Genomic DNA, 12497 nt, shown 5'->3' with positions numbered 1-12497 from the left:
CCTGTCCGAAATTTTTTACCCTTTTTTTGAAAACCTTAACATCCGCTATAAAATAAAAACCATCTCTGGATAAGGAGATGGTTGCAGCTATTTTTATAAAACCATATTCAAAAAATTAATGGTTCGTTCATTTTTCGGCGCACCGAACAGCTCCTGAGGTGGGCCTTGTTCGACAATAAAGCCATCATCAATAAAGATAACGCGGTCTGCAACTTCTCTTGCAAAGCCCATTTCATGGGTGACCACAATCATGGTCATTCCTTCTTTTGCGAGTTTTTTCATGACGTTCAGCACTTCACCAACCATTTCCGGATCCAATGCGGAAGTCGGTTCATCAAAAAGCATCACATCCGGATCCATCGCCAAGGCCCGGGCAATAGCAACACGCTGTTGCTGTCCTCCGGAAAGCTGTTCCGGATAAACATTTGCTTTTTCTTCAAGATCAACACGTCTTAAAAGCTTAAGGGCTTTCTCATTCGCTTCCTGCTTACTTTTTAGCTTAAGTGTCACCGGAGCAAATGAAATATTCTCCAAAACGGTCATATGGGGGAAAAGGTTGAATTGTTGGAACACCATACCAATATTTTGCCGATACTTATTAATGTCTTTATCAGCAGCACCGGTAATATCATTCCCATCAACCTCCACCGTTCCGCTGGTGGCCACCTCAAGGGCATTGATACAACGCAAAAGGGTACTTTTACCAGAACCGGAAGGACCGATGATACAAATAACTTCTCTTTCACAAACTTCCAGGTTAATGTCCTTTAGGACTTCTAATTCACCAAAACTCTTTTTCAGGTTTTTAATTTTCACTTTTCCCATAAGACATTTTCCTTTCAATACGTTTTGATATTTTTGTTAAAATCATAATAATGATGAAATACATCACCGCAACGATTGTCCACATTTCAAATGCCTGATAATTATTGGCAATAATGAGTCTTCCTGTTTGGGTTAATTCCTGAATACCAATGATTGAAAGGATCGATGTATCTTTTAAGGTAATAATACATTGGTTAATCAACGCCGGCGTCATGGTGCGGACTGCCTGGGGTAAAATAACTTTAGTCATTGCCAGGCTATAAGGTAATCCCAAACTACGGGCTGCCTCCATCTGGCCTTTATTAATGGATTCAATTCCGCCTCTGAATATTTCAGCCAAATAGCCTCCAGCATTGAGACTCAAGGTAATGATCCCGGCAGTATTGGCATCTAATCGGATACCAAGTGCGGCCGGAATACCAAAATAAATAAAAAATGCCTGGACCAATAATGGCGTTCCGCGAACAATATCTACATAAACAAGTGCGATTGCACGTAAACTCTTTTTCTTTGAAACTGACAAAAGACCAAATAACAACCCTAACATTCCTGCAATAATAAGAGAAATAATGGTTAGTTCAACGGTCATGGCGAGTCCCGCTAACAGACGAGACCAATTCTGTACAACTAATTCTGGTATACTCACGTCAACCTCCTTCAATGGGTCCAGTTGTCCAATAGTCTTTACTCACACCGCGAGTAAACACTTTTAGATAACTTAGAGAAATCATCTGTCAGTAGCATATTTCACTGACAGATGATTTCTTAGTAAATAACGACTAAATTATTTTTGATAAATTATTTTTTGATGTAGGTATCTAAGATTTTTTGATATTCACCGTTAGCTTTAACATCTGCTAAACCAGCATTAAACATCTTAAGCAAATCAGCATTTTGTCCTTTTTTAACAGCAAATCCGTAAGAATTCCCGGCTTCCATATTTCCCATCATTTTTAGTGGCACACCGCTGGCAATGGCATCACCAATTACTGGATAGTCTTCAAACAAAGCAGCTGAATTTCCCGCTTTAACATCTTCATACATGTTTGCTGAATCTGGGAAAGAAACGGTTTCAAAACCATATTGTGCTTTGATTGATTCTGCAAAAGTAGCGCCTTCGGTACCATTTTTAACAGCAACTTTTTGTCCGCTCAGATCTGCATAAGTCTTAACAGTAGTGTTTGAAGCTGAAACGGCCATGACAACGCCTGAATCAAAGTATGGATCAGAAAAATCAAAAGTAGCTTTTCTTGCATCAGTAATACTCATGCCGGCAATCATACCATCCGACTGACCTGATGTTACCTCTCCTAAAGCGGCATCAAAACCGACTGCTTTAAGTTCATAATCAAATCCCTGGTCTTTAGCAATCGCTGCTAACAGGTCAATATCGATACCAACACGTTCACCTTTGTCATTTTCATACTCAAATGGTTTGAATGTTGTGTCTGTCGCAATAACATATTTCTTTGCAGTACTTGTTGTGGTTTTTCCACTGGAACAGGCAGCAAGAGAAAAAATCATGGCAACAGCCATCATCAAAATACCGAGCTTTGTGATCTTTTTCATTTCTTTTCCTCCTAATAATAATAAGTTTTGATGCATCTTTAATCAATGCTCCAACTTTTTATACAGGTAGCAGTATACCATTTTTCTTAAACATTCGCAATAAAAAAATAATTATTCATTGGCAGAAGCATCCCCTTTTTTCATTGTTTTGGCGACTCTTTCTTAAGTGAATTTTTTAATCCCCATAATAGTTACAATCACTTCCTGAAAAAATCAAAAAAAGCGGAAATTAATATTCATAATAAAAAAAACATCCCTTACAATTGAGAGGATGTTTTTTACTGCTCATTTTTCAGGGTTCTGAATCAAATACTTGCGCACTGTTTCATAATCATCTCCGGCAACTATAAACTCTGAATCGAGATTTTCCAGGACAACTTCCTCTGGCATTATTTCTAGCTCTGTATCCATTTCACCGCGACCATGCCCTTCTACAAAAAGAACATCTTTTTGATCCAAAGCTATTTTTCGTTGATTAAGACCCGCCTCAATGACATCCAAATCATTAATCCGATTATTAATCAGTTTAGATAAACGAATGAGATCATCCAACACTTCGTCGACAACAAATTGTTTATCAATAATCATCTTCAGCTTCTCTCGAATCAAATTGCCGGTGGCAATAATTTTTTCATCACCAGTAATTGGGGTGTAGGTTTCCACTTCTTTTTGAAAAGCCCCCACAGCGCTCTGAAGATACTGTGTTTCCTTCATTGATTTTTCAATTTCATTAAAGAGATAACTCAATCTTCTTTCGATGGAAAGAAAATCTTCTTCTCTTTCTACAGTAGGTTCACCTATTCCCAACGCATTATCAGAGCGGTCTTCACTTTTGACGGGAACCGTATTTTCTTTCCTTTGAACATTAGGAAAAGGAACAAATAATTCATTAGTATCTTTAGTAGATAACGAATTTGTTGGACTTAAAGCCGGCTTTTCAGTCGTTTTCTGAAAAGGTTCTGCGATTTCATTATTTTTATTGATTGGTAAATGATCATTTATTTCATCTTTTTTTTTACCTGGCAGTTCAGGTTCTATTTTTTTTTCAACGAACCCTGGCTTTTGAGACGGGCTTTGAAAAACGGATGGTGCTCTGACTCCCGATCTTTCCTCTGGCAGCTGATGATCCTTTTTTAAATTTTGTTTAATTTCATCTAAAAAATCGCTGGTTTGATATCGTTTTTCTTCTTCAAATACATTTCTATTTTCTGGTTCTGGATATCTTTTCTGTCCTTTTTTTTCATTTTCCAATAGACTGGTAAAAATACTATCGTACTCTGATTCTTCATCGTCAGTGGGGGCTAGCCATGTTTTTTTTTCTTTAGCTCCTTTTTTTTTCTTGACCACTTCTTCCTTCATCTTGGCCGCTTCTTCTTTTTTTTTGACAACTTTTTCTTTAACCTTACCGTTTTCCTTACCGATTTCTTCATCTTTTCCGATCAGTACCCACCATAAAAGATGACATAGCGTAACCATCAAAAAATCAATAATTGCCAATCCAATAAAAAAGGTTGCCGGAACTTCAGGAATAAGGAACCAGCACAAGCCAAAAATAATCCCGTTCCCAAGAACAGAAATTAGAGCACCTAAAAACGGAATGTTTTTATGTAACATATTCCGGTTCAAATCGTATAACGACAATACCACAACTTTAATTCCAACAAAAAATCCCATTAATATTATAAAAGCATTTGCATTTGATAGGGTTGTTATAATCTGATAAACCAATAAAAAAGCATAACCGGAAATGGCTAAACCAATCATATCAAAAATCAACAAACCCCAACATTTTCCAAGACTTAATTTCATCGAATCACTCCTTGCTGTCTTTATTTACGGGAGTTCTTTTTTCATCTTTAGAACTTCCTTTGCCAATAGGGAACTGTCCAAAAGATGATCCTAAAGAATCGCTCCCCTGGGTATTTCTATATAACTCTTCAATTTTTAATAGCTTTTGATATTCAGAATTAAGGGTTTCTTCCTTACGGTTAACCTCTTCATGACGCTGTTTTAGGATTGACAGCGCTGATCCAAGAGAGTCCAACATTTCCTGAACTATTTTCTCTCTTTTCTCGATGTTGAAAAGTTGTTCATTCAGTTCCTCAGCCTTGTATTGAGGCAACTCCCCTTCATTTTTTAAAAAGCGTGCTTCCTCTTCCTTTATATCTTGAAACACCCGATCAAAATTTCCTTTTCCTTTTATCGTTACCGTCTCTTCACTCGGATTACTTCTCCATTGACCCGCCCCATTTTGGGCAGTTTTAAGAATTAAAGATTTTAACTCATCATCTTTTTGTAAAATTAGTTTCTCTAAATTTTCAATGCGTGATTCAACATATTCAAAGTACTCATTTTTCCCCTTGAGTTCCTGTTTATTTGCCATATTAACCCCACTCCTATATTCAATATGAATCTATAATCAATATTATAACAAAGTTTTAGTGAAATGTATAACAAGATTTACGGTTCCCTGATAATTTCTATTAATATATTTTTTTTTACATATTTTTACAAATATGATATAATATTGAACTAGAAGTTAAAATTCAGACGCATTTTAAAATTCAAGTGTACCTTTTACCCTTAGAAACCCTAAAAATGCACATCTTTGCACTAATTTGCAAATACTGTTTTTGCAAATGAACGATTTCCAAATGAGGTATTAGTATTGAGCGCACGAAAAAAAAACGTAATCGAAAATAGACGTACTCCTTCATCAAAACAAAAAAGCAATGCAAGCTTAAGACAATCAACAAGTCAACCGGACCAAAAACGACAAAATAATTCAAAGCAGGAAAAATCGAGGCCGCAATCAACTGCCCTACCCACGCCCAAGAAAAAGAAAAAAGGTAAAAGTAGGTTTAAAAAATTTTTGAAAACGATTTTTCTGCTTATCCTTTTTCTTTTGATCGCTGCCTTTGCCATTTATGCATTTTTCTTACAAAATGTAACCAGCGATCTGCAAGGAAATTTAAGCAGTTATGGCATCAGTAATGAAGCTGCCGCTTTTGCCAAGCAGCATAAAATTGTCAATATCGCCGTTTTTGGTGTTGACGGCCGAGATGACGTTGACGGTAACCGTACCGATACCATCATGGTCGCCACAGCCGACTATGAACACAGCAAACTGAAGGTAGCATCCATTATGCGCGATGATTATGCGTATATTAACCAAAAGTATGGTTATGATAAACTCAATGCCGCCTATGCTTATGGCGGACCAAATTTAGCCGTTCAAACCATTAATGAAAACTTTGATACACCGATTACCGATTATGTCACGATTAACTTCGATGCGATGGTCTCGATGGTCAATGCGGTCGGCGGAGTTACCATTGATATTAAAAGCCAAGATGAATTAGACTGGGTAAATGAGTATCTGATGGATATTAATGATAAAGTTAATACCAGCTCACCGGATCTCAAAAAAATCGGTTCTCAAGTTGTTGACGGTTCTCAAGCTTTAGCTTACTGTCGGGTGCGTTATGTCGGCGATGGTGACTTTGATCGAACCCAGCGGCAGCGAGATGTTTTTGAACAAGTGTTATCTAAGGCAATGGATCTTACTCCGATTGATCAATTTAAACTCGTTCAGTCAACCTTGCCTTATGTACAAACATCCTTGAGTACCCTGGAACTTATCAAATACGGTATCAACCTTGCCCTTATGCCTTCAAAAGATATTGAACAGAGTCGCTTCCCAACAGATGACTATGTTTCTCTGGATACACTTGATGGAGTCGCTTATGTTGTCCCAAATACTTTAGTTGATAATATTAAAGCTTTATATCAATTTATTTACGAGGACTCCTACAGCCCCTCCAGTGCCGCAACAAAAATCAGCAAAGAGATTGTCAGCAAAACGAAGTAAAGCGATGTGAGGAAAGGCTCCGAATGGCGATTTGAATCGCCATTCGGAGCCTTTTTCTAACTTACTATTATTTTCCAACTTCATCTTTTTTTAACACAATTTACAAAGCGACTCCAAATAACCGCAAATTGCCAAAAGCGCCAAACCCCAGATAACTCTTTTTTGATTTTTAGGAGACAAGCTTGAATTAAATTCCTGATATATCAAAAGTCCCAAAATAGCCATGGCAATGTATTGAAATAAGAATGTCCGTGCCCCAGACTTATATACGGTTGGAGAGAATCCCATCGCAACCCGCGACATGATCCCTGCGCCCATTACCAGAACTGCAATCCATAGTTTCTGAGAATCTTTGAACAAAGTAATCGTCATCGCCATTAATGAAATCACGAATATTGTCATTGCCGCAAGTACCAGGTAATGGTAAACTCCCAAAGTTCCGCTGGTAATACCTTGAAAAGAAATCCAGTCAGTAATATTATTTCCCGTTAATAACTTGTAACCACAGGCAAATTTGGGGCTCAAAACGACAACCCGAGCCATATCAATCAGTGCGCAAATAACAAACGGCAATATCCCCATTATTCTTGGAACCCCAGTCTGATACTTTTTCCAGGAATAAAGCCAAGCTAACCCTAAAACGGTTAGCATGATAAAATTTTGATCAATCGTGACAATAAATGATGTGGCTGATAAGGTCATCTTCTGAAGAAGGCCAAAAGAAGCATATTCCGGAAATTGAGAAGCAATTTCCGCGATATCTCGAACGGTATTTCCCGGGCAAAGAAGAATGAAAATCAAATTACCAATTAAAACAATGGTGGTAAAAATCGTGTAGCGAGAAATGTTTTTTTGGGCTATAAAGAAAATGCAAAATATAAAATAAAATGACACTAAAATTGCCGCCATAATTTCCATGTTCATGCCAAAAACGGTGGCAATAAAATACACCGGATATTCGTACCATTTAATCGCTTCATTGAACAGTATTTTTTTGAGTGGGTATAACGCCACCAGACTCAACGTAAGCGGCCAAAAATAATGAATACTGGTGACGACCCATCCTGCCGTTGTCAACATTGAAACAAACGGTACACAGGCTAAAAGCAGCACAATAATCCAATTCATTTTTCGTTGATTATCATAAACAAAGAGTTTTGAAATCATAAAGGCCAATAAGAAATAAACGAAAACATCAAAAATCGAAAACAGAAAAAATGAATTACCCGCAAAAAACGCCGCTATCGGCATAATGATAATTCGGGAACTCCATTCATAATAAGACTGTGAAATAAAAGTTAATACCGGTTCTTTATAAAAAATCGTTCCATAGGTGATATCATCTCCTGATGGACTTAAAAAAAAGTGCATGATCAAAATGAAAAAGGTAAAAACCAGTATTGGAAAGTAATTCCAATGTGTCACACTCTTTATTTTTGTTTTTATTATTTCCACAACTTTCTCTCCTTCTATGGTTCTAAAACAATGTTTTTGACACCATAATAATCTGCAAGGGCACGATTTACCCAGTGATTGGGATCCATTTGAACATCTTTCAGGCCATACATGCCATTATGGTCGGTTAACGGTGTAATTCCCGGAACCGCAATGACGTCTTCGGCTTTATTTTCGTTTATGATTTCAATGCGGGTTTCCGACTCCTTGAAAACGGTAATCGCATCAATACCCACATACCCTAACGACATCACATAATATAGCAGCACCGCTGCAAAGGGTATTAGAATCAACTGATGATTCCATTTTATTTCGAGTTGATCAACCGCATAAACAATGGCAATGCTAATCATTGCCGATAAGCCAAACATGGCTCGAGGCGGAAATTTAGGAGGTGCCAGCATCACCAACATCGCCGCCGCTGCGGCAATAATAAAAATGCCAAATACCATCAAAACATTTCGATCCTTTTTCTTATATAATAACAATCCAGCAATCACTGCTAAAATCAGCAAAGGCATTAAATCATATAAATTATAGGCAAAATAGGAAAACTTCGTAATAATAGGATTGGAACCTACCATCTGCGTTACTTCCGCGATGGGGGCTTCATTGGTTGTTCTCATTCCATTTCCGGGCGCAAAAATCATACATAAAAAAGAAATCATCGAAAAAATGATGCCAGTCCAGGCAAAATAAGGAATTTTTATTTTGCGTTTATAAAAAAGCAAGCTGAACAAGATCATAATAAGAATCATTGCTCCTGCTGAATTCTCATTGGTTATCCCACTGACAAAAAACAACGGGATTAAAACGACGGCCAGCCACTTACTCTTTAAGATCGCGGTCTGCTTCTCTTCGTAAAAACGGAAAGGCAAAAGGGCCAGAACAATCAGAGTTCCACACCATAAATAATTGCAGGAACCGGTCAGCCAGATAACAGTCTGCCCAAATACCGGGGTGAAAAACCAAACCAGGATCGTGACCAGCAGTAATTTAAACGCCCTGATTTTGCGTCCAACGGCTAAAAAATAAACAGATAAAACAAATACAATATAACACAGACTATTCGCCACATTAAAAACTTCTTTTCCCCACAGCATAAACAGTCGGTTAAAAAGCTCGGCGACAAGCCTTCCACCCCAGCTTAGATAAAAAAGAATCAGGGATTGCACAATATCCCCAAAAGAATTAATGGGAGTACTGGTACCGGCAATAAATTTATAAACATAATCGTCAGCAATCAAAGGGGTTTTAATGTTTAGAAACAACATATAACAAAAAGTGACAATAAGGATAACCCCAAAAATAATAATATTTGTTCTTGGAGTTATCTCCCTATCAACAAGTTTAAAATATTTTTCTTTCTTCTTCAATAATCAAAACCATCCATTCTTAATTTATTCATTTTGTTTAAAATAGCTTTATATGAATTTTTCATTGTTGCCCTAGTTTGTTTATATCCACTTTAAATTCAATTGTTATAGATCACTTGATAAATAAATATTGTACCGGCATCATTCTGGCTTTGTTTAATAAATGAAACGTTTTGATTGTTAAATTTCTCTAATGGATTATAAGATACAATGTATTTTACATTAAGTTTTTCTAAGTCATTTACATTCAGTGTGATTTTTATATGATCTGTGGCAACCAATTCAAATTTAGTTTTTTCCGAAGCACTAAATTCTATTTGAATATGTGCAAAACGATTATATATTGTATAATCATTTGTGTCATTACTTATCTGCGCCCATAATCTGTTGTTTGGATAATAGTGGACACTATTTAGTACTTTTCCTCCTTCAGCAAGGATGTAATTAGGTAATGTTACCGAATCATATCCCATCCATAATCCTTTCGGATCTTCTTTAACCACTTCTTGTATTGACTTAGCAAGTACCGTTTCTTTAATCGGCGCAAGTCCCACATTAACAGGATTGACAAAAAATCCCGGAATGATTGAAACAATGCAAACAAAAATCAAAACGGCATACTTTTTCCCCATAATGAAAAAGTAATTCGCCAATAAAAAAATTATTATTGTAATACTTGTTCCGATTATTCCTAAATAACTGATTGCCTGATTAAAATAAAGCGCCAACAAAAAGTAACAGCCCAAAATTGAAAGAAAAGCTATTATTCCTTTTTTACTGAAGCCCGGTCTTTCGTTTAATTGACTAATAACAATGCAACTAATATAGACTCCCATTAGCCCTGCCCCCATTAACGACATTTGCGGCGTGACCATATACAACAAAGTATATTTTGCAAATAATTCTGGAAAGGGTAGTAGTATCCATAAAGCAAACACAATATAAAACGCTATAAATATTTTTAAATAGCCGTTGTCAAGATACTTTTTTTCTTTCCAGCTTTTCAAAATTATTATTAGTGATGCCGGAATAAAGGTTACATAAGCACTGGCAATGCAATTATTCAACAATGTTTCCGGGGGAACATCAACAAAAGGAATCAACCAGTTATACAAATATCTGGTCAAATCAGATATTCTCATTCCCCCGCCCGTTATCATTCTGCTTCCAGGATATGACGTTGACATCATAATGGTTATATCCGAAATTGACGGGATAATTGTAACTGCTACTACCGCTATTATAAAAAAAACGGATAAAGTAATGAAGATAATATCCTGTTTTTTTAGTTTTTTATAATTTTTAATTACTAAATAAATAAGCAACCCTAAAAAAACGTATCCCAATACAATTTGAAATGCGGGATATAAATCTAAAATAAAATTCAATCCAAAAATAACAACCATTACGAGCAGCAAAATTTTCTGATAAACCTTACTGACCCTAAAATAATAAAACACTGCAATAAACAGCGCTTGAAAAGCAATAACTATTTCAATAACCGAAGTATCAAACCACCATGCAATCGTTGGCGAAAAAGCAATCCAAAATGCACCAACAAAGGAAACATATCGGCTTTCCTTAGTAATAATATGTAGAAATTCATATGAAAACAAAAGTAATAATAATAATTTTAAGACCCAATGCCAGGCATAGCCCTGTTCGATAGGCAAGAAAAAATATCCCCAATTATAAGGATTTCCAATTGTAGAAATGTGTTCTATTGGTGTTTTTGTACTCATAAACAGCATATTTTGACCATCAACTCGAATGTCATCATTTACGGTTGGAAATCTCTCATTGTATTGAGATAAAACCCAAGGTGTTTCCACCAGCCATTCATCAGATCGAATTGACCTTGCTTGCCCAAATATAACCGAATGCGATTCCTCATAAGTGGTTGTCTCCCAAGATGCCAGAGATGAAAAATTGATTCCTAAAACGACCAATATTACAAACACAATCGCAGCTATTCGGTATCGATAGTTGATAAAAAAATCGAGCAATATTTTTGTTGTTACCAAAAAACTTTTTCCCAGTTGATTCATTTTTATAAAATATATTGTCACAATTAAAAATAGGAACATCCATACTGCGAAAAAAATAAAAGCAATTTGTTTTCCAATAACAACAATGTTCTGAAAATCATTTTTCCAATAATATACTAAGCCACATAGCAAAATCGCAATTAGAAACCCCAATATGCAAAAGAGTATTTTATTTTCTGTATTTCTACTCAGATATTTCTCTTTTTGATTCATCATCATTATTTTTCTCTTTCATTCTATATTTATAGTATTTACTAAGGTGATTTTAGTACTTTTTTATTTTGTAATTCCAGGCTGTCTCAATTATTTTTTCAACACTTGTATAGCGGGGTTTCCATCCTAGTTCTTTCTTAGCCTTATCACTCGATGCTATTGAAACGGCAATATCACCTTCTCGTCTTGGTGATATTTTCACTGGGATATCCTTTTTTGTTACCTTGCGAGCTGCTTCAATCATCTCGTTAACTGAAAAGCCCTGGCCATTTCCAAGATTATAAATACCACTTAAATTTTTATTAAGTTGCATGATTCCTAAAATATGAGCATCTACCAAATCAACTACATGAATGAAATCACGAACGCCAGTACCATCCTTTGTTTCATAATCATTACCATATATTTCTATATATGGTCTTTCTTCTGCAGCAACTTCCAGTATAATTGGAATCAGTGCCGTATTCTTTTTCACATTTTGTCCAATCGGATATTTTTCATGCGCTCCGGCTACATTGAAATATCTAAACACACAATAATTCATCCCATATGCTTGTCTACAACTGTCTAAAATCTTTTCTACAAATGCTTTTGTCGTTCCATATGGACTAATTGGATCAATCGCATCTGTCTCTTCAACCGGAATTTTTTCTGTATTACCATATATTGCTGCCGTTGAAGAAAAGATAATTTTCTTTACTTCGTTTTCAACCATCACTTCTAATAAAGAAATTGTTCCTGCCACATTATTATTAAAATATTTCAAAGGATCTTTTTCACTCTCAGCAATGACAATATCTGCTGCAAATTGCATCACAACATCAATTTTTTCTTTTTTAAAAATTTCATTTAAAGCTTTTTTATCTCGAATATCGCATTGATAAAAAATAGCCCGCGTATCGACTGCAGTTATAAAACCTTTTGATAAATTGTCAACAACGACAACATCATAACCTTGATCTAACAACTGGACAACCGCATGACTTCCGATATAACCTGCACCGCCTGAAACCATTACTTTCATAATATACTCCTATTTTTCTATCTAAATGTCAATTTGATTAAATTTTATTTTCTCGACAATATTACATTATTTATCTTAAGGTTCTCATATCAATTCATTATTTATGCATTTAAAAT

Annotated in this window: 10 protein-coding genes; 1 reads left to right on the top strand and 9 read right to left on the bottom strand. The window is 35.8% G+C overall.

Features of this window, described 5'->3' with window-relative positions:
* Nucleotides 1-93: 93 nt before the first annotated feature.
* The 5 genes from FZC41_RS08075 to FZC41_RS08055 form a co-directional block, all read right to left on the bottom strand.
* Entirely contained in the window at nucleotides 94-825 is a 732-nt protein-coding gene (locus tag FZC41_RS08075; RefSeq protein ID WP_148566895.1) for an amino acid ABC transporter ATP-binding protein, read from the bottom strand.
* A complete protein-coding gene (locus FZC41_RS08070; protein ID WP_148566894.1) occupies nucleotides 806-1471 on the bottom strand; it encodes an amino acid ABC transporter permease in 666 nt (221 codons plus the stop codon). The genes FZC41_RS08075 and FZC41_RS08070 overlap by 20 nt, the downstream gene beginning before the upstream one ends.
* Nucleotides 1472-1623: 152 nt before the next feature.
* Entirely contained in the window at nucleotides 1624-2394 is a 771-nt protein-coding gene (locus FZC41_RS08065; protein ID WP_148566893.1) for a transporter substrate-binding domain-containing protein, read from the bottom strand.
* 285 nt (nucleotides 2395-2679) lie between these two features.
* Nucleotides 2680-4203 carry a hypothetical protein gene (locus FZC41_RS08060; protein WP_148566892.1) on the bottom strand — a complete coding sequence of 508 codons (1524 nt, stop codon included), beginning with the start codon at nucleotides 4201-4203 and terminating at the stop codon, nucleotides 2680-2682.
* Nucleotides 4204-4207: 4 nt separating this feature from the next.
* Complete coding sequence (locus FZC41_RS08055) at nucleotides 4208-4777, bottom strand: hypothetical protein (protein ID WP_148566891.1); 570 nt, start codon at nucleotides 4775-4777, stop codon at nucleotides 4208-4210.
* 489 nt (nucleotides 4778-5266) lie between these two features.
* Here FZC41_RS08055 and FZC41_RS08050 point away from each other — a divergent pair, with 489 nt between their 5' ends.
* The gene (locus FZC41_RS08050; RefSeq protein ID WP_243136674.1) at nucleotides 5267-6265 is read left to right on the top strand and encodes an LCP family protein; all 999 of its coding nucleotides are present in this window, start codon (nucleotides 5267-5269) and stop codon (nucleotides 6263-6265) included.
* A gap of 90 nt (nucleotides 6266-6355) precedes the next feature.
* Here FZC41_RS08050 and FZC41_RS08045 read toward each other — a convergent pair whose 3' ends face one another.
* The 4 genes from FZC41_RS08045 to galE all read right to left on the bottom strand — a co-directional run bounded on the left by FZC41_RS08045 (nucleotide 6356) and on the right by galE (nucleotide 12381).
* Nucleotides 6356-7720 (bottom strand): DUF6056 family protein, encoded by a 1365-nt coding sequence (locus tag FZC41_RS08045; RefSeq protein WP_148566889.1) that lies wholly within the window; start codon nucleotides 7718-7720, stop codon nucleotides 6356-6358.
* 14 nt (nucleotides 7721-7734) lie between these two features.
* Nucleotides 7735-9096 carry a DUF3329 domain-containing protein gene (locus FZC41_RS08040; protein WP_148566888.1) on the bottom strand — a complete coding sequence of 454 codons (1362 nt, stop codon included), beginning with the start codon at nucleotides 9094-9096 and terminating at the stop codon, nucleotides 7735-7737.
* 98 nt (nucleotides 9097-9194) lie between these two features.
* Nucleotides 9195-11363, bottom strand: coding sequence for a DUF7657 domain-containing protein (locus FZC41_RS08035; protein ID WP_148566887.1), 2169 nt, complete (start codon nucleotides 11361-11363; stop codon nucleotides 9195-9197).
* Nucleotides 11364-11409: 46 nt separating this feature from the next.
* Nucleotides 11410-12381: a UDP-glucose 4-epimerase GalE gene (gene galE / locus FZC41_RS08030; RefSeq protein ID WP_148566886.1), complete on the bottom strand. Its 972-nt coding sequence runs from the start codon at nucleotides 12379-12381 to the stop codon at nucleotides 11410-11412.
* Nucleotides 12382-12497: the final 116 nt, after the last annotated feature.

Origin of the sequence: Acetobacterium paludosum, from assembly GCF_008086595.1 — a bacterium.
GTDB classification, from domain to species: Bacteria; Bacillota; Clostridia; order Eubacteriales; family Eubacteriaceae; genus Acetobacterium; species Acetobacterium paludosum.
The sequence above is the reverse complement of the archived record's forward strand: the minus strand, read 5'-3'. Positions and strand labels throughout refer to the sequence as shown.

Coding starts and splice junctions, on each gene's coding strand:
- FZC41_RS08075 (WP_148566895.1), bottom strand. CDS start 825: ATGGGAAAAGTGAAAATTAAAAACCTGAAAAAGAGTTTTGGTGAATTA.
- FZC41_RS08065 (WP_148566893.1), bottom strand. CDS start 2,394: ATGAAAAAGATCACAAAGCTCGGTATTTTGATGATGGCTGTTGCCATG.
- FZC41_RS08060 (WP_148566892.1), bottom strand. CDS start 4,203: ATGAAATTAAGTCTTGGAAAATGTTGGGGTTTGTTGATTTTTGATATG.
- FZC41_RS08055 (WP_148566891.1), bottom strand. CDS start 4,777: ATGGCAAATAAACAGGAACTCAAGGGGAAAAATGAGTACTTTGAATAT.
- FZC41_RS08035 (WP_148566887.1), bottom strand. CDS start 11,363: ATGATGATGAATCAAAAAGAGAAATATCTGAGTAGAAATACAGAAAAT.
- galE (WP_148566886.1), bottom strand. CDS start 12,381: ATGAAAGTAATGGTTTCAGGCGGTGCAGGTTATATCGGAAGTCATGCG.